The sequence below is a fragment of the Pseudomonas sp. TTU2014-080ASC genome (genome assembly GCF_001446935.1).
Lineage (GTDB): Bacteria > Pseudomonadota > Gammaproteobacteria > Pseudomonadales > Pseudomonadaceae > Aquipseudomonas.
On record NZ_LKKK01000002.1, the window covers coordinates 620,951 to 646,135 of the forward strand.

The 25,185-nt window shown below is 56.9% G+C and carries 25 protein-coding genes; 5 read left to right on the forward strand and 20 right to left on the reverse strand.

What is annotated here, in order from left to right; translation table 11 throughout:
* The 9 genes from AO726_RS08330 to AO726_RS08370 all read right to left on the reverse strand — a co-directional run bounded on the left by AO726_RS08330 (position 1) and on the right by AO726_RS08370 (position 11,101).
* A complete protein-coding gene (locus tag AO726_RS08330) occupies positions 1 to 858 on the reverse strand; it encodes a type II secretion system F family protein (RefSeq protein ID WP_058067598.1) in 858 nt (285 codons plus the stop codon).
* On the reverse strand, positions 851 to 2,497 hold the full coding sequence (locus AO726_RS08335; RefSeq protein WP_058067599.1) for an ATPase, T2SS/T4P/T4SS family: 1,647 nt from the start codon (positions 2,495 to 2,497) through the stop codon (positions 851 to 853). Before AO726_RS08335 ends, AO726_RS08330 begins: the two co-directional genes overlap by 8 nt.
* Positions 2,498 to 2,504: 7 nt before the next feature.
* Positions 2,505 to 3,992, reverse strand: a complete 1,488-nt coding sequence (locus tag AO726_RS08340) for a type II and III secretion system protein family protein (protein ID WP_058067600.1) — start codon at positions 3,990 to 3,992, stop codon at positions 2,505 to 2,507.
* Between the two features lie 67 nt (positions 3,993 to 4,059).
* Positions 4,060 to 6,099, reverse strand: coding sequence for a Flp pilus assembly protein CpaB (gene cpaB, locus AO726_RS08345; protein ID WP_058067601.1), 2,040 nt, complete (start codon positions 6,097 to 6,099; stop codon positions 4,060 to 4,062).
* Between the two features lie 89 nt (positions 6,100 to 6,188).
* Entirely contained in the window at positions 6,189 to 7,184 is a 996-nt protein-coding gene (locus AO726_RS08350) for a hypothetical protein (RefSeq protein ID WP_058067602.1), read from the reverse strand.
* The gene (locus AO726_RS08355) at positions 7,184 to 7,855 is read right to left on the reverse strand and encodes a hypothetical protein (protein ID WP_152987259.1); all 672 of its coding nucleotides are present in this window, start codon (positions 7,853 to 7,855) and stop codon (positions 7,184 to 7,186) included. The genes AO726_RS08350 and AO726_RS08355 overlap by 1 nt, the downstream gene beginning before the upstream one ends.
* The gene (locus AO726_RS08360) at positions 7,848 to 8,798 is read right to left on the reverse strand and encodes a hypothetical protein (protein ID WP_058067604.1); all 951 of its coding nucleotides are present in this window, start codon (positions 8,796 to 8,798) and stop codon (positions 7,848 to 7,850) included. Before AO726_RS08360 ends, AO726_RS08355 begins: the two co-directional genes overlap by 8 nt.
* A complete protein-coding gene (locus tag AO726_RS08365; protein ID WP_058067605.1) occupies positions 8,795 to 10,828 on the reverse strand; it encodes a Tad domain-containing protein in 2,034 nt (677 codons plus the stop codon). Before AO726_RS08365 ends, AO726_RS08360 begins: the two co-directional genes overlap by 4 nt.
* 15 nt (positions 10,829 to 10,843) lie before the next feature.
* Positions 10,844 to 11,101, reverse strand: coding sequence for a Flp family type IVb pilin (locus AO726_RS08370; protein WP_058067606.1), 258 nt, complete (start codon positions 11,099 to 11,101; stop codon positions 10,844 to 10,846).
* 750 nt (positions 11,102 to 11,851) lie between these two features.
* Between AO726_RS08370 and AO726_RS08375 the strand changes: the two genes are divergently transcribed.
* The 3 genes from AO726_RS08375 to AO726_RS08385 are packed head-to-tail and all read left to right on the forward strand — an operon-like array spanning position 11,852 to position 14,754.
* On the forward strand, positions 11,852 to 12,352 hold the full coding sequence (locus AO726_RS08375) for a hypothetical protein (protein WP_058067607.1): 501 nt from the start codon (positions 11,852 to 11,854) through the stop codon (positions 12,350 to 12,352).
* Positions 12,353 to 12,361: 9 nt separating this feature from the next.
* Positions 12,362 to 13,405, forward strand: a complete 1,044-nt coding sequence (locus tag AO726_RS08380) for a response regulator (RefSeq protein ID WP_058067608.1) — start codon at positions 12,362 to 12,364, stop codon at positions 13,403 to 13,405.
* A complete protein-coding gene (locus tag AO726_RS08385) occupies positions 13,405 to 14,754 on the forward strand; it encodes a sensor histidine kinase (RefSeq protein WP_058067609.1) in 1,350 nt (449 codons plus the stop codon). The genes AO726_RS08380 and AO726_RS08385 overlap by 1 nt, the downstream gene beginning before the upstream one ends.
* An 86-nt stretch (positions 14,755 to 14,840) precedes the next feature.
* Here the strand turns inward: AO726_RS08385 and AO726_RS08390 are convergent, their stop codons facing one another.
* From AO726_RS08390 to AO726_RS08410, 5 genes are all read right to left on the reverse strand, one after another.
* The gene (locus AO726_RS08390; protein ID WP_058067610.1) at positions 14,841 to 15,089 is read right to left on the reverse strand and encodes a DUF2790 domain-containing protein; all 249 of its coding nucleotides are present in this window, start codon (positions 15,087 to 15,089) and stop codon (positions 14,841 to 14,843) included.
* Positions 15,090 to 15,276: 187 nt separating this feature from the next.
* Positions 15,277 to 15,891, reverse strand: a complete 615-nt coding sequence (locus tag AO726_RS08395) for an ABC-type transport auxiliary lipoprotein family protein (RefSeq protein WP_058067611.1) — start codon at positions 15,889 to 15,891, stop codon at positions 15,277 to 15,279.
* A complete protein-coding gene (locus AO726_RS08400; protein WP_058067612.1) occupies positions 15,888 to 16,805 on the reverse strand; it encodes an MlaD family protein in 918 nt (305 codons plus the stop codon). The genes AO726_RS08395 and AO726_RS08400 overlap by 4 nt, the downstream gene beginning before the upstream one ends.
* Entirely contained in the window at positions 16,806 to 17,594 is a 789-nt protein-coding gene (locus tag AO726_RS08405) for an ABC transporter ATP-binding protein (RefSeq protein WP_058067613.1), read from the reverse strand.
* Complete coding sequence (locus tag AO726_RS08410; RefSeq protein ID WP_058067988.1) at positions 17,591 to 18,727, reverse strand: ABC transporter permease; 1,137 nt, start codon at positions 18,725 to 18,727, stop codon at positions 17,591 to 17,593. Before AO726_RS08410 ends, AO726_RS08405 begins: the two co-directional genes overlap by 4 nt.
* 188 nt (positions 18,728 to 18,915) lie before the next feature.
* On the opposite strand from AO726_RS08410, the gene AO726_RS08415 reads away from it, so the two are divergent.
* Positions 18,916 to 19,263: a cupin domain-containing protein gene (locus AO726_RS08415; protein WP_058067614.1), complete on the forward strand. Its 348-nt coding sequence runs from the start codon at positions 18,916 to 18,918 to the stop codon at positions 19,261 to 19,263.
* A 6-nt stretch (positions 19,264 to 19,269) separates the two neighbouring features.
* Here AO726_RS08415 and AO726_RS08420 read toward each other — a convergent pair whose 3' ends face one another.
* On the reverse strand, positions 19,270 to 19,923 hold the full coding sequence (locus AO726_RS08420; RefSeq protein WP_058067615.1) for a DUF3313 domain-containing protein: 654 nt from the start codon (positions 19,921 to 19,923) through the stop codon (positions 19,270 to 19,272).
* A gap of 384 nt (positions 19,924 to 20,307) precedes the next feature.
* On the reverse strand, positions 20,308 to 21,243 hold the full coding sequence (locus tag AO726_RS08425) for a class I SAM-dependent methyltransferase (protein WP_058067616.1): 936 nt from the start codon (positions 21,241 to 21,243) through the stop codon (positions 20,308 to 20,310).
* A 372-nt stretch (positions 21,244 to 21,615) separates the two neighbouring features.
* On the opposite strand from AO726_RS08425, the gene sutA reads away from it, so the two are divergent.
* Positions 21,616 to 21,948 (forward strand): transcriptional regulator SutA, encoded by a 333-nt coding sequence (gene sutA, locus AO726_RS08430; RefSeq protein ID WP_058067617.1) that lies wholly within the window; start codon positions 21,616 to 21,618, stop codon positions 21,946 to 21,948.
* A 59-nt stretch (positions 21,949 to 22,007) separates the two neighbouring features.
* Here the strand turns inward: sutA and AO726_RS08435 are convergent, their stop codons facing one another.
* The 4 genes from AO726_RS08435 to dapF are packed head-to-tail and all read right to left on the reverse strand — an operon-like array spanning position 22,008 to position 25,178.
* Positions 22,008 to 22,703 carry an HAD family hydrolase gene (locus AO726_RS08435; RefSeq protein WP_058067618.1) on the reverse strand — a complete coding sequence of 232 codons (696 nt, stop codon included), beginning with the start codon at positions 22,701 to 22,703 and terminating at the stop codon, positions 22,008 to 22,010.
* Positions 22,700 to 23,596, reverse strand: a complete 897-nt coding sequence (gene xerC, locus AO726_RS08440; RefSeq protein ID WP_058067619.1) for a tyrosine recombinase XerC — start codon at positions 23,594 to 23,596, stop codon at positions 22,700 to 22,702. The genes AO726_RS08435 and xerC overlap by 4 nt, the downstream gene beginning before the upstream one ends.
* A gap of 56 nt (positions 23,597 to 23,652) precedes the next feature.
* Positions 23,653 to 24,351, reverse strand: coding sequence for a DUF484 family protein (locus tag AO726_RS08445; protein WP_058067620.1), 699 nt, complete (start codon positions 24,349 to 24,351; stop codon positions 23,653 to 23,655).
* Positions 24,348 to 25,178: a diaminopimelate epimerase gene (gene dapF, locus AO726_RS08450; RefSeq protein WP_058067621.1), complete on the reverse strand. Its 831-nt coding sequence runs from the start codon at positions 25,176 to 25,178 to the stop codon at positions 24,348 to 24,350. Before dapF ends, AO726_RS08445 begins: the two co-directional genes overlap by 4 nt.
* Between the last annotated feature and the right edge of the window lie 7 nt (positions 25,179 to 25,185).

The following is a 25,185-nucleotide window of genomic DNA, read 5'->3' on the forward strand; positions in this document are numbered from 1 at the left end:
TTAGGCGTCGATCGTGGTGATTTTACGAATGAACAAGAAGCCCAGAACTTCCATGATGACCATGACGGTCAACACGATCAGGCCGTTGCGTGTGGTGTACAGCTGGCTCATGGCTTCCGGCTCAATCACGCTGAGAATGCCGGCGAGAAAGATCGGCAACATCGCCATGAACGTACCTTGCGCTTTCCCCTGAGCAGTCAGGCTGTCGATCTTGCCTTCCATCACCCGTTTACGGCGCAGCATGGCGGCCATGGAGTTGATGGTTTCTACCAGGTTGCCACCCACTTCACGGCTGATACGAATCGCCGAACTGGCCATGATGAAGGAGGGCAGCGGCAGACGTTGTTCCAGCTTGAGCAGGGCGTCTTCGAGGGTGATACCGAGGCGGATGTTTTTGATCAGCAGGCCGAACTCCTGATTCAGCGGAGCAGGTGATTGCTGCACCACGTTCTCCAGCGCCATGTTCAGGCTGGCACCGGATTGCAGGCTGCTGGAGAGCAGCATGAAGGCGTCGGGCAGCTGTTCTTCGAACTTCTTCAGGCGGGTTTTACGCATCTGATTGATGATCAGCTTCGGTACAAACAGCATCAGCACCGCACCGGCAATGGTGACCACCAGGATGTTGAACACCACATGCAGAAACAGCGGGACCAGCACCATCAGCATGGCGTTGACGATAAAGAACTGTTTACCGCTGGCGAAGATGAACATATCCGCCATTTCCAGTTCGGTACTGCGGGAGAACTGGCTGCGGTAGAAGGCCAGGTGATCGCTGACCTTGTCCGTGAGCAGCATGGCGGCGGCAAAACCCGCCACCGCCAGTAACAACGCGCAGAGATAGAGCAGCAACTCAGACATGGCGGGGGTCCGTACGGAAAATGTCCATGTTCACCGGAATGCCACGATCTCTCAGCTCTTCGTAGAACTCAGGGATCAGGCCGGTGGCCTGGTAGTAACCCTTAACCCGTCCGTTCTCATCGAAACCTTGCTGTTGGAAGCTGAAGATTTCGTTGAGTTGGATGGTGCTTTGTTCCATGCCGGTGATTTCGGTGATGCTGGTGATGCGACGGGAACCGTCACCGAAACGTGTTTGCTGGACGATGATCTGCACCGCCGAGGCGATCTGTTCACGGATCGCCTGTACCGGCAGGTCCATACCGGCCATCAGCACCATCACTTCAAGACGACGCAGCATGTCCCGTGGTGAGTTGGCGTGGCCGGTGGTCAGTGAGCCGTCGTGACCGGTGTTCATCGCCTGCAGCATGTCCAGGGCTTCACCGCCCCGGCACTCGCCGACCACGATACGGTCAGGTCGCATACGTAGACAGTTACGCACCAGGTCACGGATGGTGACCTGACCTTTGCCTTCCATGTTCGCCGGGCGGGCTTCCAGCGCCACCACGTGTGGTTGCACCAGTTTCAGTTCGGCGGCGTCTTCCACCGTCACCACCCGTTCTTCCATGGGGATGAAGTTGGAGAGGATGTTCAGCAGTGTGGTTTTACCGGAACCGGTACCACCGGATACCACGATGTTCATGCGCTGCTCTACCGCTGTGCGCAGGAACTCCACCATCGGTTCGTTGATCGAGCCGTACTTGAGCAGGTCGTCGGTGGTGAGCTTCTTTTCGGAGAACTTACGAATGGTCAGGCACGGGCCGCGTAAGGCCAGCGGCGGGATGATGGCGTTGACCCGTGAGCCGTCTTTAAGGCGGGCGTCGACCATCGGCGAGCTTTCGTCAATACGGCGACCCAACGGCGAGATGATCCGCTCGATGGTGGACAGAACCGCTGCGTTGGAGCTGAAGTTGATCGGTGTGCGTTCCAATCGGCCTGCGCGTTCAACATAAATATCGTTGTGGGCGTTGACCATGATCTCGCTGACGGTTTTGTCGGCCAGCAAGTCTTCCAATGGACCGAGGCCAACCGCTTCATCCAACACGATCTTGCGCAGCACATCGGTGCTGATGTTGGACGGCAGGCGTGTGACGACTTGTTCGATGATGCCGTCGATCAACTCGGACAGTGTTTCGCGGACTTCATCCGGGCCCAAATCATCCAGATTCATCCGGCGCAAATCGAGCGCACGGAACAATTCGGTGTGAATGAACTGCGACCACTCCATGTAGGGCAGCTCGTCCTCTGGCTCAAGTTCCAGCGTGTCGTGCTCATGGACTTCAGGCAGCTTTTCTTCGCTGACCTTCTGTTCCAGAGAATTCACGCGGATGTGGTAGCCGCCGATGGCGATGACATCGGTGGGGGCCAGCGGGCCGTGGCGATTGACGATCTGGCCGTTGACCCGTACTTCGTAGCCGCGGCTGACGTCTTCGACAAATAGCCCGGCAAGGCACTGCTCGATCCGGGCGTGGACAGGCGCGACTTTCCAGCCGCGCAGTCTGACCAGTCCGGTTCGTGCTTTGCCCAGCTCGCATGTGGCGCTGGCGCAGCTCAGTTTGTCGACTGGCTGACCATCCTTGTAAGTGACTTCTATCTCAAACATGGACGCCTCAGTCGATCAGCTCGATGTTGCTGTAGGATTTCTGGTACTTACGGATCATCTCGTCTTGCTGTTTCAGGGCTTCTTCATTAACCGAGCCTGGGCCGTTGGTCAGCAGGCGTGGGGTGATGAAGATCACCAGCTCGGTGCGCTTGCCCTGAGCACTTTTGTTACGGAACAGGCCACCGATCAGCGGCAGGTCTTTGAGGAAGGCGATACCTTCAACGGTGACTTGGCTGTCTTCGGATACCAGACCCGACAGCACCAGAGTTTCGCCGACTTTCAGCTGAACTTCGTTCTCGGTGCGGCGGGTTTTAAAGGCCGGATAGCCCTGCACCTGGTTGGCTTTGTCGACCTGGCTGATTTCCGCTTTCACGTGGGTGGAAACCATCTCACTGCCGTACAGCTGCGGGGCAATGTTGAGCAGCACACCGTAGTCTTTGTACTCAACGGACGGGCCGTTCATGCTGCTGGTAACCACCGGGACCTGACCACCCACGGTCAGTTCGGCTTTACCGCCGCTGCGAGCGCTCAGGCGTGGTGAGGCGAGGGTTAGGGCGGAGCCGTTTTTCTCCAGCAGGTTGATGCGGGAAGTCAGCTCACTGGCGATGCCCCAGTAAGCGTGTGAGCCTGCATCGCCAACGGTGGCGTTGAGGCCTTTGAAGGTATCCCCGGCGAACTGGCTGCGGTACAGGTTGTTGGTGCCGCCATCGGCGTTAAACGCCAGGCTCGGACCATTGATAGTGGTGCTCCAGTTAACGCCCAGCTCTTCCACTTCGTCTTTAGCGAACTCAGTGATGCGCACATCGAAGTAGATCATCGGCGCGAGGAATTCGGACATCTCCTGAGCTAGAACCAATACATCCGGGTAGCGCTCTTCGAGCAGACCGATACGGGCCATGTCGATTTCGTGCAGGTCGCCGTCAATCACGATCTGGCGACCTACCGGTTTGATCTTGATACCGGGAATATGGCTGAGCATGGCCTGCACTTCAGCCAGGATTTCTGCTGAGTCGACCTTGGTGGCTGCGCCACCTTGTTCTTCTGCCAGAACCAAGACGTTGTCATAGAACTTGGCGGCTTCTTTTACGCGGTTCAGGTACTCCGGGCTCAGACGACCTTCGAGCACAACCTGGCGGCCGACAGTGCGGATTTTCAGGCCCGGGATGTTGGACAGCATGGCTTTGAGTTCTGCCTGTTGGCGGTAACCGTTGGCTTTGGCGACGACCACGCTCATCTTGTGGCGGGTACCGTCATCGAACCAGAAGTGCACAGTGGTTTCGCCGTCTTTCTGCGCGGTTACGACCACTTCCTCGTTCTTCAGCATGGTAGCGCTGATGATCTCGACGTTACCCACGGCAACACGCTCGACGCCCGGTGCTTCAAGCACACTGACGTCGCCGTCATACAGGACGATGGAAGGTGGGAGGTCATAGGCCTGGGCACTCACTCCCCAGGCCGTGGCGCAGAAGAACCCCAAAGCTTTTTGAATATTCATTGTTGCCCCAGCGTATTACGCAGATAAATTGTGTCCCGTGCCGGTAGCCCGGCACGGTATTGCCTTGTTATTCCTGACGCAGGGTCTTAACCGGAAGAACCCCTTCTTTACCGGTACCGCCAGGGATGAACTGGATCATCCGGGCAGCTTCGGTGCGCTTATTGGCTGTTGTGTCAGTGGCTTTTGGCGGTTCCAGACCGATGGTTACGCCGCGGTACAGCACGTTGCCATTGGCATCGACAATCTTGCCGTCGACCAGCTTGCCGATCAGCTTGCCGTCCATGCCGTAGACCGAGTCACCACGCAGCACGCCGATGATGTTGCCGCTGGCGTCGCGCACCACTTGCACCATGTCTTTTTCGACACCGACTTCAGCGCCCTGAATGGTGTTACCGGAGAGGTCCTGAATCTGGCCATCTTTTACGGTACCGACCTTGCGGCCCTGGGCGTCGATGATGTCGTTGCCGGAAACAGTGCCAATGACATTGCCCTGGGCGTCACGGACGACGCGGGTGTTGTCAGCCACCGGGCGACCGTCTTTATCGAGCATGGTCTGCTCGACTTTGCCGATGACTTTGCCGCTGCTGTCGACGACCTGACCGTCTTTGACCGTGCCCAGGACTTTGCCGTTGGCATCCACCAGCTTGCCGTCTTTAACGGTGCCGATGATCTTGCCGTCCTTGTCACGGACGACTTCGCCCATTTCGCTGACCACTTTGTTGTTGGCGTCGAGAACAACAGTGCTCACTTCGCCCATCTTCTTGCCGTCCAGGCCGATGGCTTGTCCGTCACGGTAATGACCGACCAGGTTGCCCTTCTCGTCATGGATTTCATCACCCACGCGGTAGCCGGTGATGTTGCCGTTGGCATCACGTACAACCTGACGTTCACGGTTGGTTTCAGTGGTGGTGGCCGGCTGTACTTGTGAGGTGCTCATGTCGATGACACGGCCGTGCTCATCCAGTGCCACGTTCTTCTGGATACTGCCCAGGGTGCTGCCGTCCAGACCAACAGCTTTGCCGTCAACAATAGTGCCGATGGCATTGCCGGAGGCATCCACTACTTTGCCGTCGACTACGCGGCCAATGACGTTGCCCTGTGCATCACGCACTACGGTGGCTTTTTCGCGCATGCGCAGGATCGGGTCATCCGGCGACAAACCGCGAACGATACGTCCCATCACTTTGCCGTCCAGGCCAATTGCCTGACCGTCAACGATCTTGCCGATAATCTTGCCGTTGGCATCAACAATGTTGTCGCCGACGATGCGCCCCAGCAGGTTGCCTTCGGCATCCAGCACCACATCCACGGTTTCAACCGGTGGTGGATCAAGCAGGTTGGCCACAGTGACCTGGCCGAGGCTGGCATTGCTGGTGTCTTTCGGGTGACGCAGTACCGCTACCAGATCGCCTGACTTCTCTGCCAGCTCGACCCGTGCCACTTGTGCAGGGGTGAGCATCAGCGACAGGGTGGAGAAGTTCATGTTGAAGCCGTCTGGCGTGGTGCGGTCGTAAAAGTTCTCGTATTTACGGCCTTTGGAGTCTTCGCGGCCCGCTGCCAGTACGGCCACGTCTTCGAGGACCGTCATCACCACATCGTCGGCATAATTCGGCTGGGCCTGCAGGCCCACATCTGCTGCCGAGAAGGTGCCGAGCAGGTCGATGCGATCACCCGGACGCAGCATGCCGTCGAACGAGTTGATCTTGCTGACCTTGACGGTTTTAACCCGTTTACCCAGCTCGACGTTTTCCGAGAAGCGGGTAACGCCGTCACGCTCAACCGCATCCCAGGTAATCGGACGGCCCTTTTGCAGTTCCATCAGGGTCATGCGGCCTTCCAGGCGTGGCCAGTCTTCGGCCATCACTGCGTTGGAGGGCAAGTACTCGCGCGGAACATCCAATACGGCAACCAGCTCGCGTTTGATCGTCTGCGATTTGCCGATGTTGTTATTGGGGACAATCACCGACAACTTGACCTGGTTGGCCGGGCGGTAGGCGGCTTTGTACTGAGATTCTTTGGCCTTCAGATAGGCCCAGCCCAGTAGTGCTGCAAGCACGCCACACGCGATGGCGATGATCAGCAGTTTTTTTCCTGAAACAGATGACATGTTTCTCCCCATCAAGCAAAGGCGCCCAGGGCGCAGTTCGAGCTCTTATTAATGTGTGTATTGCCGTTTCGCGATTCTTAGGCTGGTGATCAGAGGATCTGCCAGTCACCGTTAGCCAGACGTCGTACCGTTTTGCCTCCATTGCAGTCAGCACTGCTGGAGTCGACATAGCTGCTGGGGTTCAGGAATAGCTGGTCCCCAAAACCAAACGTATTCAGCATTCCGCTGGTCGTACCCGTACTCCAGTTGTTCTTGGTCACCACGCAGGGTTTGTATTTGTTAGGTTCGGAGATCGGCAGTTGCGGGTTCTCGTATTCGAGGGTGACCAGTTCACCCTCGATTTTTTTGGTCTGTGAGAAATCCTGGGTACTTTCTTGAACACTGCCTTCGCTGTAGATGTAGCCGCTGGCTTCGCGGCCGGATATAAACGGCTTACCGTTTTCATCCAGGCTGATTACCGGACGTGTTGCCACACCCGTGAGATTGGTGGGCTGCGGGTCAAGGCGTTTACGTGATACGGCGTCGTAGTAGTTGTCGTTGTAGAAGTAGGCAAAGCCGACCACGGCACCGTTGCGGCTCAGGGCGTGCAGCTGTAATGGGTTGCCTTGGTCGTCAGCCCACTCTGATCCGGTGGTGTAACCCGGAATGACTTCATTCGTCTCAAGGTCGACGAATTCGCACTGACCCACATCAGGACCTTCAGTTTTGCGCCGGCACCAGGCGATTTCTTTGCCGTTTTCGTCAACCAGTTTGTCATTGCGGTCGAGTGTGCCAACGGCCTGGCCGGTGGAATCAAATACGGTCGTTATGACGGGCGGATAGTCAGCAACCGGGTTGTTGACCGGTACTTCCGGTGTGTCGTCACCGTCGTCGCCATCACCCTCGTCGCGGGTGGGCGTACCTGTCTGGAACTTGGGGCTGCCGTAGATCTGCACCTTGTTCATTTCACTGGACTGGATGCGGTAGCTGTCCTGAACATTGCCAAACAGTTCGGTGACATCGGTGGTGGCGGCCAACAGCGCTGCGCCGGTTACGCCCAGCACTACCAGGTATTCAGTCATGGACTGGCCAAGTTGCTTTTTCATCAACGATCCATCCTGTTGAGTAGCACTTGGGTTTTTTCTGCGTGACGCAGCAGGCCCACGGTCATCAGCTCGCGGCCTTTGGCGAAGTTAAGAACGGTGGCATTTTCCTGCTGGCTGCGCTGCTCCAGCTTCCAGCCCTGGTTGAGCAGTTCGGCTTCATACCAAGCGCGGGTAGCATGCATGGTGTCGTGGCTGAGGATCAGCACCATGCGGCCTTTGCGGATCTTGTCGTCGCTGCGCATGTCGCTGACCACCTCAGCATCCGGCGGAACCGGCATGCCGCTGCCAAGCTCAAGCGTCGCACCGCCGTTCTCGGGCGGATTGGTGATGGTCATGCGGCCATAACTGAAGCGGTCATTCTGTGCTTTGACCTGAACCATCATCATGCAGTCTTCGTTGATGTGCAGGATCTGGTCCCAGCCGTCGAACTCGGTGAAGTCGACGGCGTCAGCCCATTCGCCGGCGTAGAAGTCTTTAACGCCTGTTACCGAATTAGGCACACGGAATGCGCGGGCGTTGATCGGTGCGTGGTTCCACTGAATGTTTTCGCCGATGCTGCTGACGAGCATGTCGTCCATGCGTGGGAAATCGTCAAAGTCGCAGTCTGCCTGGGCTTGCAGGCAGATGCTCAGCGCCATCAGAGGCAAATAAGTGCGTATTAACTTATTCATCGAAGTAGCAGAAGCCAGTGGTGACGTTGCATTTAGGAGAGCTGTCATTGATCGGGGCGGTATCCACCGGTGCCAGATCCAGCGTGTTGAATGACGGCTCGAAGATGCCAATGATGGTTTGCACCGTTTCGAAGATCGGGTTTTCGTCAATCAAGGTGCCCAGAACAAAATCGTCTACTTTTTCGTCGAAGTGGCTGCCTTCTCCACCTTCAGTCTGAGCCACCCAGCCATCAGCCAGAACCGCTGAGCGGGCACCGACATTCAGCTGGTTAAAACGGTCACCAAACAGTGGCTGGTTGCCCAGCTGGCTGCTGCCGGTCATTGGTACTGGAATGTTCACGGCAGTGGTGTAGAAATTGCGGGTCGGGTGGGCGATCTGCATAAAGTCCTGATCACCGCGGCCGAAGCTGATGACGTTGAGAACATCAGCAACAAAGCCCATAACCTCGTTGTAGCCGTCGACAATCTCGTAAGCGATGGAAGGTGTCGCCCGGTTAGCGATAGCTGAGGACTCCGCCATATCGCCAGGGGCTGTCATGGGTTGTCCGCCATTGCCGTGGGTCCAGCGCCAGAAGTTGTTGGCCTGTGTAGCGGTCTGCGGGTCAATGTCTTGCGCATCAAATGCCTGTGGCATCTGGTTAAAACTGAGCACGCGACGTTCGGCGGTATTGAGGATGTCATCGTCGCTGCGAACAGCCAGGTAGCCATCTTGCAGATTCATCTGGCTGGGTATCGTCTCGCCCTCAACACCATTGCGTTGATACCAGACCGTGCGCTCCCAAGCGGTGTAGCGGGCTGCTTCCTGGGCCTTGTAGGACATGTCAGAAAGCTTGGCGACGACCGGAACCAACACAAACAGAATCAACAGGAAGCCAGCTGTCATGACCACGAATTCGGTCATGGCCTGACCGTATTGGTGGGTTTTGGTCTGTGGCGCGATCATTGTGGTATCGCCCCGATGATGCCGTCTTTAGCCTGATCCAGAACCTTGTCAGTGATGTCTTCGATCGGGCCTCTGGCAAAGGTATTGAGTGGTGCCGGCATCTTGTCGAGCAGGACATCGCGGCCGGGCTTGACCACGTTGTCGAAGGCCAGATCAATCAGGAAGCCGGCCACGTAGGATGGCGTGATGCTCATCATGCCCAGCAGCTCCTGAATATCGATCTTGCCCGAGGCAATAAACTCGATAAACCGGCTGGGTTCACGCAGGCGGGCATCCCAGAATGGGCTGTACTGGTTGGCTGATTCTTCGCGGCCGGAGGGCGGGGCAAAATAGGTTTCAGCGGAAGATACGGTCATCATCCGCTCGCCATCTCCCCACAAATCAATCAGTGGGTTGTCGTCCACACCGTTGGTTTCCAGGGCAAAGCGGCCTTGGCGAATATTCAGGCTGTCCTGGTTGTCGCTGGTACGAATGCTTTCCAGTGGTTTGGAGACGGCGACGGTGAATTCTTTACTCACACCGCTATCGGCATGGTCAGCCCCCAAGGTGAAGAACGAAGGGGAACCGCTGTAGCCGACGGTCACGTCTGAAGGCATATGCCCGTGAGAGGTGGGTACGATGGGCATGTGGGCCCAGCCCCAAGTGGTAGCGTGCACAGGGCGCATTGCATCGCCATAGGGCACATTCTTTTTGTACAGCATGGCATCGGCGGGTGTGCCCCACTGTGTGGGGAACAGCTTCTGATCCCCTTGGTTTGTAACCAACTGATGCGTACCGGCACCCAGAGGCAGGCCAAAGCCGAGACCGAATTCGCCGTCAAATAAGGTCAAGCAACCGGCCAAAGGCATACAGATTTCTACGGCCAGGGAAATATTGAATTCCGCACCCATGGAGCTGTAATCCAGGGACGACCAGCCGTATACCGGGATGGCCTTACTCGCGTTGGCGATGCTCAGGGGGTTGTAAACAAAGGCTGTGCCGCCGTTGTTGAACACACCGACTTCAAACCTGAAGCCCAGCTTGATGTTGATAAAGCCCAGATAGATCGGGATTTCCGGGATACCAAAACCAACAGTCGCATTGAAGTTACGCTTGCTCAGCCAGTCATTCCGGCTGCCGTTGAGTAGCGCGGCAAAATGCCGGGCAGAGTTGCGCGCATCAATGCTGCTCAAACTGTTGGGCGTTTTGTTGTGCATCTCCGGGGAGTTGTTGACCAGCATTGAGGCCGGTCCACCACCGAGAAAGTCCGAGACAATGCTGCCGGGGCTGGGGTCGCTTTCTTCCGTCTCCAGTTGCACAGGAGAGGGGCCGGGCGGTGTACCGGGTGTCGGAGCCGTGGGTTCGTTACTGGCCCCGGTTGCTGCATCAATCAGGCTCGACAGCGGCAGGTAGTCAGCGAAATAAGTGAGGATGAAATTCTGAATCAGGAACAGGTGCGACATGGTCGCCACTTCAAGCATGTCGTCTGTTCGGTGAGCCATCCGGTGCTGAGCGACAACCTCTTCAGGAACTGAAATCTGGGCTTCAAAGGTCGCAATGGAAAAGGCTTTCTGGAAAAAGCCCATGATCATGTTGAAGCTGGAAACCACACGCGGATAGATCGACACAATCGGTGTCGCAGCAGCCTGTACGCCCATGCCGATGATTTGATACGGCAATGTGACGATCGACAGGATGTCGCTGATCATCGGCTTGGGGGCCGGTGGCGCGACTGGAATCTGGTACGCCGGGAAGGAGTTCACCCAGCCTGGAATATTGGCGTAGCGCTTGGACCAGGACATCAACGCAACCACCTGCGCAACCGACAGCTCATTAGCGATGATGGCCCGGTTGGTGTAAGCGATCAGATTCTGGTGCCGGGCAAAGAGTTTTGCCTGCGAGTAAACGGCGGCGTCAGCAGCGTTTTCCAACTGCACACGGTCACGCGTGAGAACGCCCTGATTGAACATGACAATCAGGGCGATCAGCGTAATGCCAACAAAGAGCAGACCAAAGACCATGGCCTGCCCCTGCTGGAGCTTCCGGTTCATGACGCCGCGCATGACTTACTGGCGTTCTTCTTGCTGGAAGCTGCCGAGGTTGTGAGCCGTGGTACCGGCTGCTTGGGCGTCTGCGCCAGTTTGCAGGGCGCTTTGCTGCGCCTGACCGCCACCCAGCTCGGCGGCCATGTCACCCACCTGCTCACGAACGGTGCTACCGAACAGGTTGTAAACCACGATGGCGGAAATGGCGATCAGCGCCACGATGATGATGTATTCGGTCATGCCCTGACCTAACTGGCGTGCGCGCGACTTAAGCGACATGGAGCTCCCCTTTGACTCTTGTGAGTCTTATGTTGGCTAAGTGACAGATCATGCTTTGGCTCACAGGGCAGGCTGTGGGCAAAGCGCGTAAGCAACGCATGCCTTTCTCTTGTACGAACGGTCAGGTTGCCTAGTGGGGGGACATTAGCCGAGGGGCGGGGAGCAGTGCCCCGTTTGTTTGAATAGGTAGGAGGTTCTATGGTACAAAAAAATACTTATTTTCAGGTACTCGCTGATTTTTTGCCTGAATGAGTCGCATTTATGAGGAATTTTGCGACTTAGTTTGATTGGCGATGATGCCCGGTTTAGAGCGCTTTCAATGCCAGATAGGGTGGCGGGAAGGGCTTTGGGTGGCACTGACTCTTGTCAGTAAAATGGCCATGTTTTTTTGGCGCGTATATTTTTATTTGTGGCCGACTCACGCTGTTTGCGTGGCTGAAAATGTGTATTTCGTGACGAAATTTACTAAACGAGCGGACTGCTAAGGCTCCGCTTAGCTCTCTGTGATGCCCAGTGCTCTGTTATGGGCGGCAGTGTGGCCAGTTTCAGGAAAGCTGTTGTTGCTGAGTGTCTGCAGACGCTGCCTATAAAGTTTTTCAGGCGCCCAGCTAGCGATTCAAATTGAACTCTGCCAATAACAAGAAGGGGCCTCCAAATGACTGGCCAGGCTCCCTCGCATTCAGGGGTATTGCTGTGTCTTATACATGTTTAGTCGGAACAGATGGTGCTGTTCAAAGGATTGGCTCGCCTTTGAAAAACCGCCACCAAACCTTCACTTCTCTGGTCACCGGCCTGTTACTGAGTTTGGCCCTTATGCTGACCAGCTGGCCCGCTAAGGCAGAAGTACTGCTCACGTTAGAGTTTGGTGAGAAGCGAGTTGACCTTAGCCGTGAGCAACTGTTGTCATTGCCTCAGCATGAGATAAAAACCACCACTGTCTGGACCGATGGTGTCCGGCAGTTCAAAGGGCCCTTGGTGCGTGACGTTCTCGGCTTGCTCGATGCGCCTCTCAGCGATTCGGCCAACGCCAGGCTGATTGCACTCAATGAATATGAAGTAAAAGTGGCAGTGCAGGATTACCTGACCTGGGATGTCATTCTGGCGTGGGAGCAGGATGGGCAGGTCATGACGCGCCTTGATAAGGGGCCGTTGTGGGTGGTGTATCCACGTGACAAGCATGTCGAGCTACAGGACTCTCGCTTTGACCACCGTTGGGCATGGATGCTGCGGACTATTAGCATCGAGCCCTGAGGTATGGTCATGTCTGCATGCATTCTATGCATCGAAGATGAGTCGACTTTGCTGCGCGACCTGTGTGAAGAGTTGACCATTGCGGGCTACTCGGTGCTTGCGGCCAGTACGGTCGATGAGGCTTTGGCGCATCTGGAAAATACCCGGCCTGACCTGATTCTCAGCGATGTGATGCTGGGAGGAGAGGCGCACCGTGATGGCTACTTTATCCATGAATTTCTGCGAGAAAACCGCCCTGATCTGGCGGAAACCCCTTTCCTTTTTTTGACGGCGTTAGGCCATCGTAATGCGTTGCTTGAGGCCAAACGCAAAGGGGTGGATGACTATTTGGTTAAGCCTGTGGACTACGACATGCTGCTGGCTACTGTCGAAGCCCGACTGGCTCAGGTTACGCGTTTCAGGAGTCATGCGCAGCGGGAACGTCCTGATCTACTGCAACGCTTGAAAGGTGTTTTCGATCAGTTGCCAGGCGCTGCACTGCTGTGTGATCAGCACGGCCAGTTGCAGTACGCGACACCCAAGGCGCAACAGATAGCTACGGAAGAAAAACTCTGGCGCAGCAGTGTTGGCGGTACGCTGACTTGGCCGGTTCTGAAGGCGAGCGCCCACGAAAAAATTGCCTCTGCGTTGCAGGAGCTATGCAGCGCAGGTGCCCGCAAATTGCTGACACTGGAACGGAGCGACTGTTCTGCAGCGGTTGCTGCCAGCGTTGTGTGCCTTGAGGCTGAGGACAGTGCAGGGGCACGGTTGTTGGCGATCTTCCTGTCGTCGACACAAACCCGGCAAATGCCGGATGTGGGGGCGTTGCGGGAAATGTTCGGGTTGACGCCAACGGAGGCTAACGTGGCCTTGCTGTTGGCTCAGGGCAAACGATCCGAGGATGTGGCGCAAACGCTGGGCGTGTCGGCCACTACAGTGGCTTTCCACTTGCGCAACCTGTTTTCCAAAACCGGCGTTACCCGTCAATCGGAGCTAGTGGCGTTGATATTGTCCACCGGTTGGGCGATTCCCAGCTTGCCAGACAGTGCCCCTGAGCCCCGGGTCGGTAGCTGATGCCCAATCGTGTGCGGGTCCGAAATCTGGCGGGCTTTGCGGTGCTGGGGTTTGTGCTGATGCTGGGGTGGGCGCTGTATAAGCTGCTCGATCTGCAATCGGAAATCAGTACCGATGTGGGCGAAAACATGGTCTGGGCCATCAGCCAGAGCATTTACCAGAGCACCCAGCTGGCCCATGTTGCCCGGGTGGCTCCGGTCACGCCTGAGTCCCAGGCGGAACATGACCTGCACTTGGATCTGTTGAAGTCCAGCGTGCAGATGCTCAATCAAGGTCCGCAACTGCGCTACATGCAACGCAGCGGTGTGGATAAAGATATTCAGCAGATCCTCGCACGCCTGGAGCAGGTGCCGATTGCCTATACGGAAATCACCCGGGCGCTGCGCATGGTGAGCAACTCGGTCATGCTGGCTGAGCGTGAGGATGCCGGCCTGAGACGCGATGCTAACCGGCATCTGATTTTTCAGGTAATTGCGACAGTGGTGGGCATCCTGCTTGCCGGTGCTCTGCTGTGCTGGCAAATGTTAATGAGCCTGCGCATGGCCACTCGGGCCAAGGAAGAGCTGCAGATCCAGCACGTGCAAACCCAGCGCCTGCTTGAGGTGCTGCAGCAGGAGCGTTTGGTACGCTTGCGCTACCGGGATTTTGTGTCGCTGATGTCCCATCAGCTACGCACGCCGTTGGCGGTGATCGACTCCACGGCCCAGCGCCTGAAAAGGCAACTGAGTGAGCCTGTCTCGGAGGTTAGTCTTGAGGAGCGCTCGCAGCGTATCCGCAGTTCGGTCAATCACCTCAATCATCTGATCGGGCGAGTGCTGGAAGGCCTGCGCCTGGATGAAGGCGTGAGCAGCAGCGAAAGCGAGAGGCGTCTCGAATTGCAGGTGCATGATTGGGGGCGTTTGGTGGCATCTGCGCTGGAGCGTTTTGGCGACTTGCTGAACGAGCGCCCCGTACGCCTGAATTGGCCTGAAGGTACCACAGGTTTGCAGGTTGAATGTGATCAGACATGGACCATCGAGATCCTCTGCAACCTAATCTCCAATGCGCACAAGTACAGCCCGCCGGGTAGGGCGATTGAAATCACCATGAGCTTGCGCGAAGAGGTGTTCGAATGTGTCGTTCGTGACCATGGTTGTGGGGTAGAAGAGGCCGAAGCAGAACTGATTTTTGAGCGTTTCTACCGGGCAGGAAACAATCCCAACGTCGTGGGAATTGGTCTCGGCCTGCCTATTGCCAGGACCTTGGCCGAGTGGCATGGCGGCACACTTACTGTGGTAAATGCGGCAGATGGTGGTGCCATGTTTACCCTGACACTTCCTCAAAATAAGCACTGTTCTAAGGCTGAATAAGGCCGTTCAGGTTCAGATCATCACTTGCGTGCTGAGGCTGAAGGCAGTGCTGTCAGCCTCTGCATTTGCCGCCCGGACCAAACGCTTCAGTTCTTGTTGTAGCAGTTGTCAGCCAAGACCTGATACGACAGTTTGCGAACTTCGCCGTTCGAATTCTGATAAGTCATTACGGCTGTGACCGGTTGGCAGATCTGCTCGGTTTTAGGCAGTTTGATGGATAGCACGCGGGCGATGTCCAGTTTGGTGCCATAGCGATACTGATCGATCTGAGTGTCGTTCGCTTGAGCCAGGCCAACGAAGGCGAACAGAGAAAAAGCAAGAGTGAAAAGGCGCATGAGTGATTACCTGTTTGCAGTGCATGTTGTTTGCCCTGTTGACGAGGGCCGAATAACCCTATTCGGCGTCGCTTATGCGGTTGTTGTCAGGAGCAGGTGTAATGCTAAGAACATGCCTGTTTCAGGTGAAATTGCCTTTAGTGATCGTGCCCATTGCTGGAAACGATAGCTTGCTTATGATATTGCCTCAGTTCCTTTCCCCGGTCGCCAAGGCGGATGATCCGCTTGCCAGAGCCCACGCCACAATCTGCTGGCTCAGCGCATCAGTTGCATGACCAAATGCTTGCACCACGGACGCTATCTCGCTGTTGACCGCCGGTTTTATGCTGGTGAAGCGCTGGCTGGCTACGATGCTCTTGTCGCGGACATTGACCAGTTGCGCATCAAGCTGAATGTGCACCTGAACCTGGCCATCCTGATACTGACTGTTGAAGCGACGTAGGCTGCTGACCAGCTCCAGATCAGCCTGCAGATTCTGCTCATCGTTGCTCAGGGCCTGGATACGCCCGTCATCGCGGAACGCATCGAGCAAGCGGTTGCGCAGCAGTTTCGGTGTGCGCTCACTCCAGCGCACACCTTGATATGCATTGACCACACCAGCTTGCGGGAGCACCACGATCCGCGTGCCATCGAAGAGCTGCTCGCTGTCTGGTCTATTGATACGTAACGACCAGCTCACCGCCGGGCTTTGCACAGGCAGTGCTGATGCGGGTAGCAGGTAAATATCCAGAGGTTCGCTTTTCGGCAGAATTGAGCAGCCGCTGAACAGGCTTAAGCACAGCAGCAGAAGAAAGGGCTTCATGGTTGGAACTCCTTAATGCTGTCATTGCGCAGCAGGTATCCGGCAGGATCTTCTTCAAGGCGGCGGGAGAACGAGTTGAGGTTACCCAGGGTTTCGCGCAGCTCACTTATGGCTGGAGCCAACTCTCCCAAGCCCTGCATACCACCGTTGATAGCGGCGCTGTTGTCATTCAACAGATGCTCAATCAGCGTACTGCTGCGCTCCAGCGAGGCGAGGGTGCGCTGAGCGTTATCCATAGCGTCACGACCTTGTTGGCTGAGCAGCGAGTTGGCGTTACGCATCAATTCGGCAGCCTCTCGGCTTGCGCTGCTCATCTGCTGCAGGGCTGTGCGCAGCTCTTCGCGCTGGCTGGCTATGCTGGCAGTTGTTTGCTCGATGTTGGCCAGCGTGTGGTTGATGTGTTCGATGTTGGTATCGGAGAACAGATCATTGGCCCGGTTAAGCAGGCGGGTGACGGTCAGCACCAGGTCTTCACCGTTGGACATTAGGCGCGACAAGGGTGATGGGTCGGCCACGATCTCCGCAGGTTGGCCATCTTCGCCCTTCAGTTTGGGGCTGTGGGGCGTACCGCCGTGCAGCTGAATCAATGCCGCGCCGGTGATGCTGGTGATGGACAGGCGCGCACGGGTATCACGACGGAGCGGTGTGGAGGCCGAGACGCGGATGGCGGCGCGGACTTTGCGCGGGTCATTCTTGTCCAGCGACAGGCTCTGCACGTCGCCGACCTTGATGCCGCTGTACTGCACCACGCTGCCGGGCGTCAGCCCCGTGACGGCTTCATTGAAGATCACCACGTAGTCGTGCATTTCTTCATCCGAACTGGACTGATTCAGCCACAGGGCAAAGCCCAGTGCCGCCGCAAATACAACCACGGTAAACAGACCGATCAGGACATGATGGGCGCGGGGCTCCATTCAGCTTCTCCTTGATACGTTACTGGCGGCCAGCCCGGCGGCACGTCCGCGCGGGCCGTGAAAATACTCGTGAATCCACGCGTTGTCATAATCGGCGACCACCTCCAGACGATCCGCCACCAGCACCCGCTTCTCCGCCAGCACGGCAACGCGGTCACAGATGGTGTACAGAGTGTCCAGATCATGGGTCACCAGAAACACACTCAGGCCCAGCGCGTCGCGCAGGGTCAGAATTAGCTGATCGAATGCCGCCGCGCTGATCGGGTCCAGCCCGGCGGTGGGTTCATCCAGAAACAGGATGTCCGGCTCCAGCGCCAGAGCGCGGGCCAGCGCAGCCCGCTTGACCATGCCCCCAGAAAGTTCAGTGGGGTATTTATCACCGGCTTCGGGTGGCAAGCCGACCAAAGCCAATTTGACCAATGCAAGGTGTTCAGCGCTTGAGCGGCTGAGACCTGCGTGTTCAATCAGTGGCAGGGCGATGTTTTCAGTCACCGTCAGCGAGGTGAACAGGGCGCCGCGTTGATACAGCACGCCAAAGCGTCGCTCCAGTTCGGAGCGGCGCAGAGCGGGCAACTCAAGCAGTTCTTCGCCAAACACATGCACCGTGCCTGCGTTGGCCCGGCGCAGGCCGAGGATGCTGCGCAGTAGGACCGACTTGCCTGTGCCCGAGCCCCCCACCACGCCGAGAATCTCACCGCGATAAAGGTCCAGGTCTAGGTTCTGGTGCACGGTCTGGCTGCCGAAGCGATTGACCAGTTGGCGGACTTCAATAATTGCTTCTTTCGTCACCAGCCCATCTCCATCAGGAACAAAGCAGCCAGCGCGTCGAGCAGAATCACCACAAAAATCGATTGCACCACACTGCTGGTGGTGCGCTCACCGACCGACTGAGCACTGCCGGTGACTTTGAACCCTTCCAGGCAACCGATCACGGCAATCAGAAAGGCAAACAGCGGCGCTTTGCCAAGCCCGACATAGAAGTGCCGCAACTCAATGTCTTCCTGGAGCATGGCCAGGTACATGGCCGGTGAAATATCCAGACTCAGGGCGCTGACCACTGCGCCGCCCAGCAGGCCGCTGATCATGGCAATAAAGGTCAGAATCGGCAGGGCGATCAGCAGGGCGAAGACGCGCGGTAAAACCAGCAACTCCAAAGGATTCAGGCCGAGGGTGCGGATTGCGTCGATCTCTTCGTTGGCTTTCATCGAGCCGATCTGTGCCGTGAAGGCGCTGGCTGTACGCCCGGCCATCAGAATGGCAGTGAGCAGCACGCCGAACTCCCTTAGGAACGAGTAAGCGACTAAATCCACCGTGTAGATGCTGGCACCAAAGTCGGCCAGCACCGTTGCGCCGAGAAACGCCACCACTGCGCCCACCAGAAAGGTCAGCAACGCCACGATCGGCACAGCATTCAACCCACTCTGCTGGAGGTGTGCGACCAGTGATGTCATGCGCCAGCGCTGGGGTTTCAGGAGAATGGCGAACATCGCGCCCAGGGTCATGCCGATAAAGCCGATCAGGGCTACAGCCTGCTTCCATAACTCGTCAATCGACTCGCCGATCTGCCCGAGAATTTCCCGCCAGATCGGAACAGGTCTGGCGGGCGGCATCTCGCACTTGTCCGCCATCGCTGTACCTACTGCCAGCAACAAACCCCGTCGCTCTTTGCTAACGCTGTTATCGACTAATTCGGCCAGTCGCTTACTGCCAAGCAATTCCACCAACAGTGCCGCGCCTGCTGTATCCAAAGCACCGAGTTGGCTGAGATCGATTGCTGTGCTGGCACTCAGATGCTGGCGCTGCTCCTTGACCAGCGACTCCAGAGCGCAGTAGTGAGCAAGCGTCCAGTCACCGCCAATCTGCAAACGGGCGGATGAGGCTGCCGGGTTGGTATCGGCTGTTGTGATATAGGGGGCTGTCATGGCTGAACAGCTTACATCGCCCATCAATCATGCGCCCATACAATTGGCACAAGAATTCAGCTAGCAACTACTGTTACGCCGGCTGTTTGATTCTGTGCGGAATAAAGCAGATCAAGGTCGAGATCAGAACAGTGCACGCCAGCTTCCAACCATAGGCTGAGGGCTGCTGATTTGAACCTCATCCGGAGTTGCCTGTGAAACCGATAACTGTTCTGCGTGATACCACCCCTGTTCCTGTGCTGGATGCCTGCAAATGGACCCGGATTGAAGGTGAGCCCCACACCGTCAACTTGAATGCTTACACCTCGGAGGATGGCAGCAAGATTATGGGGACTTGGATCTGCACGCCAGGTAAGTGGCAAGTTGCGTATGAAAAGTGGGAGTACTGCCACTTTCAGGAGGGCTACTGCATCATCACCCCTGAAGGCCAGGAGCCGATTCATCTGCGGGCTGGCGATATCTTTATCGTCGAACCCGGGATGAAGGGCACCTGGGAAGTGGTGGAGACCGTACGCAAATACTTTGTATTCGCCTGAGACCGTTCAGGGCTTGAAGTTACGAATATCCTGCGCCCACTCGTCCAGCACTGGTTTGATGTCTTTCAGCGTGAGCTGTGTACTGTCGTTCTCCAGTTGCTGGCCGTGACCTTTGCGCACTACGCGGGTAACTGGTTTTCGGGTCGCTCCGTCCAGCGCTTCAACTTCAACATAGACGTTGGTGTCCAAATCGCGTGTGCCGGCCGCAGTACTGGCCGCCGCCGCAACCAACGCGATGGGAATCACTTCGTACACTTTGAGCCCTTCCGGCGTCAGCTCTACCGCGCTGATGGCCGTACGCACGATCAGGCTGTTGGCGTCCGGGTGATGGGCAATATTCATGGAACTGGCCAGCTCGCGCTGGATGGCTTGCTGGAAGTAGTTGGCAACTTCATCCAGGGTTTGCTGGCTAACCTGCTCATTCGGCTTCGGGGCCGGATAGAACACTGGCTTCTCTACATAAACAGATTGATAGCGCTGTGGTTGGAAATCAGGCGCAACCCAACGTAGTACGGGCACTCCGCTGGCCGACTGTGCAGGCCTGAGTTGGGAGTAATCACTGAGAAAGCCAGAGTACTGGTCCGGTGATGTGGTCTTGCTGGCGCAGCCAGTGAGAAACAGGGCAACCGATAAAGCAATGGCGGAAGGCAGGCGCGTCATTTCGGTGATCTCAGCAGTGAATGATTCACTAACTGTAGTTCAGCCCGGAATAGTCACACACATACTTAAGTGTTATCTCGCTGCGAAAAGCTAAGAGAATGTACGGCCACTTCAACGGGGGCGGTCAGGCTGCCTGTTTGGTCGCCTTTGGACGGCAATTTTAACCAGTCGGTAGTTACGGTGTTTGGCGCATGCCAGCGATAAAACGCCATGAGCCGAGGGTAAAAATGATCGTCACATATTGCCCTACGGCACGGCTGCTCTATCCCTCTCCTCTGGACTTGTACCCTATCAAACCAAAGCGAAAATGGGACAGATTGAACTACCCCTCGATATTTCGGACGCGCGATGAAAGCGATCCGTTCCGCGGACGCTGGTATACCATTACCCCTGAAAAACCAACGTCTTCAACGCACTGTCCGGATTGCTATCCGGGAACTCCGGTGGGTTCTCCAGGCGCTCGATAAACTTGAGTTGTGGGGCCTGTTCGTTCATTGCGTTGATCAGATAATCCGGGCCGATTTCAGGGTCGTTGCAGCAAGCCAGTACGATGCCGTTCTCGCTGAGTAGCTCAGGAAGGCGGCGCAGGACTTTGGGGTAGTCCTTGCTGAGGACAAAGCTGCCGCGCTGGAAGGAGGGCGGATCGATGATGATCAGGTCGTACGGGCCCGATTTTCGCAGTTTGCCCCATGAGTTGAACAGGTCGTGGCCGAGGAATGAGACCTTGCTCAGGTCATGATTATTCAGGCGGTGATTATCGCGGCCACGGGCCAGTGCTGATTTGGCCATGTCCAGATTGATCACCTGCTGAGCTCCACCGGCAATCGCTGCTATCGAGAAGCCACAGGTGTAAGCGAACAGGTTGAGGACGCGTTTGCAGGCTGATTGCTGCTGTACCCACTGGCGGCCAAGGCGCATGTCGAGGAACAGGCCTGTGTTCTGCTTTCTGCCCAGATCAAGCCGGTAGTGCAGGCCGTGTTCGCAAATGTCCCACTGTTCTTTGGGCTCGCCTAAAAGCCACTCGCTGGGGCTGTCCGGTAAATAGCGCAATTGCAGGATCAGGCTATGGGCCTGGCTGTCTCGCCAGATATCGCTGTCAGTCAGCTCCAACAGCATGCTTCGCAGGGCTGCAAGCTCTTCATCTGTCACCGGCTTGAACAGGGTTATCAACAACACGCCTTGCAGCCAGTCAGCGGTGATTTGCTCCAGTCCTGGCCAGCAGCGCCCTCGGCCGTGAAATAGCCGTCGGGTCTCGTTGGGGGCAGGGGTTAAGGCAGTGAGCAGGTGTTGTTGCAGTGTGAGCAGGCTGGCAGGGTTCATAGTGGTAAATCAGGTTTGCGGACGCCAATGTTAGCAGGTGCAGCAGGCGCTTATGTCGTATCCGGGCCGGCTGCGCAGTGAGGGTACATAAGCAAATTATCGCTTGAGGTCGGTGAAAGGTGCGTTCGAGACGGGGGCGTTGAAACTTATGGTCAGCAATGACCTCTCAGGTTCAGATATTTTTGGTCGATCAACCAAATGCTGGCCTGTGTTTTTTTTTACAGCACGCTAGAATGCGCGCCGTTGAGCACGGAGCTGTGTTTTTTGTAACGCCAGTCCTTGTTCGGCTGACAAGATTTTTCCAGCGACGTTAGAAAGCTGACGCAGCTGGGCTATAACTATTTTGCTTTTCGCAAGTCATGAGGTTGGGACATGAGCGACGAAGATCTGGAACACGACGAGTTAGACGGCGCTGACGAAGACGAAGGCGAAGAACTGGCGGCTGCTGCCGATGACGTTGATGGCGCTGATGACATCGATGGTGACGACGAAGTCGTGCCTGCTGCCAAGGCTAAGAAAGCTAAGGCCGTTGTTGATGTCGACGAGCTGCCGAGCGTTGAGGCCAAACAGAAGGATCGTGATGCACTTGCCCGTGCCATGGAGGAGTTCCTGTCCCGTGGTGGCAAGGTGCAGGAGATCGAGCCGAATGTTGTGGCTGATCCGCCCAAAAAGCCTGACAGCAAGTACGGCAGCCGCCCTATCTAAGCTGGCTTGAAAAAAACCCGCATACCCAATGGTTGCGGGTTTTTTTCTGTTCTGGCTGGTTAGCGCCAGCTCTGCAAAAGGGCTGGTAATTGGGCGAGGCTGCGGATTTCAGCATCGGGGCGATGCTCTGCGTCCCAGATTTTGCCTTGTGGGTTGAACCAGATGGCGCGCAACCCAGCTCCTTGAGCTCCGGCAATATCATCTATGGGATGGTCGCCGATGTGTACGCTCAATTCGGCTTTGCTGCCGCTGCGCTTCAGGGCTTCATTAAACGGGATTGGATCGGGTTTACCGATGCCTAACTCTTCCGCGCTTAGGGCGAACTGAAAATACGCGTCTATCCCGATTCGGCGCACGTCTGCGTTGCCATTGGTAATCACGCCCAGTTGGAACTGCTGTGAAAGTGCCTGCAATGTCGGCAGTGCATCGCTAAACAACTGAACGCGATTACGTGCTTCAAGGAAGGCTTCGAACGCTGCTTCGGCCAAGGTTTGAGCTTGAGAGGTGGCGTAACCCGCCTCACGCATGGCATGGGTCAAGGCTCGCCTGCGTAGCTCACTGATGCGGTGTTTCAGGCCTGGTTCCTCAGCCAGCAGAGCGCTGCGAATGGTCCAGTAGTCCTCAAATGAGAGTTCACCCAGGCGTGGTGCGTGGTTGGCCAGCCATTCGCGCAGGACGACCTCAGCTGTTTCAATCGCGGGTGCAACATCCCACAGAGTGTCATCAAGGTCGAAGGTGATCAGTTGAATGCTCATTCGCTGCTGCCTTTGCGCTTGGCCCGTGGGTGGGCCTGATCGTAAACCGCTGCCAGGTGTTGGAAGTCCAAGTGGGTATAAACCTGAGTCGTGGCAATGTCGGCATGGCCAAGGAGTTCTTGCACGGCACGTAGGTCTTGGGACGACTCCAGCATATGGCTGGCAAAGCTGTGGCGCAGCATGTGCGGGTGAAGGTGTTGCCCGAGTTCGCGAACGCCAGCCTGGCGCACGCGCAATTGTACGGCGCGAGGGCCTATGCGTCGGCCTTGCTGGCTGATAAAAACAGCACCATCGGCAGGTTTAGCCAACGCCCGCAGCGGTAACCAGCTCTCCATGGCTTGGCGTGCTTTACTGCCAACCGGCAGCTCGCGGGTTTTATTGCCTTTACCCAGTACGCGGACCAGGCCGGCAGGCAGGTCCAGATCCTCGATATTCAGATTGACCAGCTCTGACAGGCGCAGGCCTGATGAATAGAAGAGTTCAAGCATGGCTTGATCACGCAGGGCAATAAAGTCGTCTTCCAGTGCGCCGTCGAGCAATTGTGCGGTGCGATCGGTATCCAGCGTTTTGGGCAGGCGGCGCTCACCCTTGGGGGGCGTCAGGCCGCTGGCCGGATCACTTTTGCAATGCCCTTCACGGATTAGGTAGCGATACAGCCCGCGTGTGGCTGAAAGCAGGCGTGCCAGGCTGCGGCTGGATTGGCCCTGCATGTGCAGGCGACCGATCAGACGGCGCAACTGAGCGCTGTCCAGCTCACGCCAGTGCTGCATCTGCTCGCTCTGGCAGAAGCTCAGCACTTTGCTCAGGTCTTGGTTATAGCCGCTCAGGCTGTGGGGCGAGAGCTGACGCTCACTGCGCAGGTGTTCGAGGTAGGCGTCCAGTAGGTCTTGCATGGAAGCTCCTGCTAAGGGTGCAGCAGTAGCCGGGACGCTGCCGCCCCGGCTGTGGCTCAGCGTACTGAGCGAAGAGGTGTCGCGTAGCTGGGGACAACACGGGCCAGCACTTCGGCAATGTATCCGAGGAACAACGTACCAATGGAGCTCTTGTAGTGCTGTGGGTCAGCGCTGCCAATAGCCAAGACACCATGGCTACCTTGGTGGTTGATGTCGACGACGGCCACTGATCCGATCTGGCTGGCGTCTTCAGTGCCGAAAAGGAACTCCAGCTCGTGCTCACGCAGGCTGCCGCAAATGGTTTTGCCGCCGTTGAGTAAGCCGCCAATAGCTTGTTGAGCCTCTGCGCTGGTGACTGAGCGGCCGACCGGCAGTGGCGATTCACTGAAGAGAATGAGGCTTACGAAAGGCACCTGAAACTCTCGGCGCAGGCTGTCTTCAACGCAGCTGACCACTTCTTCCAGGCTGTTGGCATCCAGCAGATCGAGAATCAGTCTGCGGGTTTTTTCGAACAGGCGGTCGTTGTCGCGGGCCACGTCCATCAGTTGTGATAGCCGATGGCGCATCTCGATATTACGGTCGCGCAGCAGTTTGACCTGACGCTCCACCAGCGAGACTGTATCGCCGCGCTGGTGCGGAATACGCAATTCGGGGATCAGCTCGTCGTGGTCAATAAAGAACTCCGGATGCAGGCGCAGGTAAGCGGCTACGGTCTCGGAATCCAATACTTGAGGGGCATCCTGTTTGTCGGTCATAAGCGAACCTGTCCTTCGTACACGCGAACTGCCGGGCCGGTCATCATAACGGGCTGACCCGGACCTGCCCACTCGATGTTCAATTTGCCACCGGGCAACTCGATCTGCACGGGCGAGTCCATCCAGCCCTGACTGATAGCCGCGACGGCAGCGGCGCAGGCACCGGTGCCGCAGGCTTGAGTCTCACCAACGCCGCGCTCCCAAACACGCAGGCGCGCGTGGCGACGGTCCAGTACTTGTAAGAAACCGATGTTGGCCCGCTGCGGAAAGCGCGGGTGGTGTTCCAGTTTCGGGCCCAGGCTATGCACCGGCGCGCTGTCGACATCATCTACACGCAGCACACCATGGGGGTTGCCCATGGAGATGGCGGCCAGCTCAACCTGCTGCCCTTCGACGTCTACCGTGTAGTTAAGTGCTTGCTGTTGGGCCTGGAACGGTACCTGCTCCGGCTGCACACGCGGCGCGCCCATGTCCACGGTAATTTGGCCGTCAGGACGGACGTTCAGTTCGATGATGCCGCTTTTGGTCTCGACACGAATCTTCTTTTTCGCAGTCAGGCGCTTGTCCAGTACGAAACGGGCAAAGCAGCGCGCACCGTTGCCGCACTGCTCAACTTCCGAACCATCCGCATTAAAGATGCGGTAGCGGAAGTCCACATCTGGATTGCTCGGCGGCTCCACGATCAACAGTTGGTCGAAGCCAATACCGGTGTGGCGATCACCCCAGTGTTTGACGTTCTTCGGCTGGATATGCGCGTGCTGGCTGATCAGGTCAAGGACCATGAAGTCGTTGCCGAGGCCGTGCATTTTGGTAAAACGCAGAAGCATAGGCAGG

Excerpts from the sequence above, each read along its gene's own strand:
- AO726_RS08330 (WP_058067598.1), bottom strand. The coding sequence starts at position 858 with ATGTCTGAGTTGCTGCTCTATCTCTGCGCGTTGTTACTGGCGGTGGCG.
- AO726_RS08335 (WP_058067599.1), bottom strand. The coding sequence starts at position 2,497 with ATGTTTGAGATAGAAGTCACTTACAAGGATGGTCAGCCAGTCGACAAA.
- AO726_RS08340 (WP_058067600.1), bottom strand. The coding sequence starts at position 3,992 with ATGAATATTCAAAAAGCTTTGGGGTTCTTCTGCGCCACGGCCTGGGGA.
- cpaB (WP_058067601.1), bottom strand. The coding sequence starts at position 6,099 with ATGTCATCTGTTTCAGGAAAAAAACTGCTGATCATCGCCATCGCGTGT.
- AO726_RS08350 (WP_058067602.1), bottom strand. The coding sequence starts at position 7,184 with ATGAAAAAGCAACTTGGCCAGTCCATGACTGAATACCTGGTAGTGCTG.
- AO726_RS08355 (WP_152987259.1), bottom strand. The coding sequence starts at position 7,855 with ATGAATAAGTTAATACGCACTTATTTGCCTCTGATGGCGCTGAGCATC.
- AO726_RS08360 (WP_058067604.1), bottom strand. The coding sequence starts at position 8,798 with ATGATCGCGCCACAGACCAAAACCCACCAATACGGTCAGGCCATGACC.
- AO726_RS08365 (WP_058067605.1), bottom strand. The coding sequence starts at position 10,828 with ATGAACCGGAAGCTCCAGCAGGGGCAGGCCATGGTCTTTGGTCTGCTC.
- AO726_RS08370 (WP_058067606.1), bottom strand. The coding sequence starts at position 11,101 with ATGTCGCTTAAGTCGCGCGCACGCCAGTTAGGTCAGGGCATGACCGAA.
- AO726_RS08380 (WP_058067608.1), top strand. The coding sequence starts at position 12,362 with ATGTCTGCATGCATTCTATGCATCGAAGATGAGTCGACTTTGCTGCGC.
- AO726_RS08385 (WP_058067609.1), top strand. The coding sequence starts at position 13,405 with ATGCCCAATCGTGTGCGGGTCCGAAATCTGGCGGGCTTTGCGGTGCTG.
- AO726_RS08390 (WP_058067610.1), bottom strand. The coding sequence starts at position 15,089 with ATGCGCCTTTTCACTCTTGCTTTTTCTCTGTTCGCCTTCGTTGGCCTG.
- AO726_RS08395 (WP_058067611.1), bottom strand. The coding sequence starts at position 15,891 with ATGAAGCCCTTTCTTCTGCTGCTGTGCTTAAGCCTGTTCAGCGGCTGC.
- AO726_RS08400 (WP_058067612.1), bottom strand. The coding sequence starts at position 16,805 with ATGGAGCCCCGCGCCCATCATGTCCTGATCGGTCTGTTTACCGTGGTT.
- AO726_RS08410 (WP_058067988.1), bottom strand. The coding sequence starts at position 18,727 with ATGACAGCCCCCTATATCACAACAGCCGATACCAACCCGGCAGCCTCA.
- AO726_RS08420 (WP_058067615.1), bottom strand. The coding sequence starts at position 19,923 with ATGACGCGCCTGCCTTCCGCCATTGCTTTATCGGTTGCCCTGTTTCTC.
- AO726_RS08425 (WP_058067616.1), bottom strand. The coding sequence starts at position 21,243 with ATGAACCCTGCCAGCCTGCTCACACTGCAACAACACCTGCTCACTGCC.
- sutA (WP_058067617.1), top strand. The coding sequence starts at position 21,616 with ATGAGCGACGAAGATCTGGAACACGACGAGTTAGACGGCGCTGACGAA.
- AO726_RS08435 (WP_058067618.1), bottom strand. The coding sequence starts at position 22,703 with ATGAGCATTCAACTGATCACCTTCGACCTTGATGACACTCTGTGGGAT.
- xerC (WP_058067619.1), bottom strand. The coding sequence starts at position 23,596 with ATGCAAGACCTACTGGACGCCTACCTCGAACACCTGCGCAGTGAGCGT.
- AO726_RS08445 (WP_058067620.1), bottom strand. The coding sequence starts at position 24,351 with ATGACCGACAAACAGGATGCCCCTCAAGTATTGGATTCCGAGACCGTA.
- dapF (WP_058067621.1), bottom strand. The coding sequence starts at position 25,178 with ATGCTTCTGCGTTTTACCAAAATGCACGGCCTCGGCAACGACTTCATG.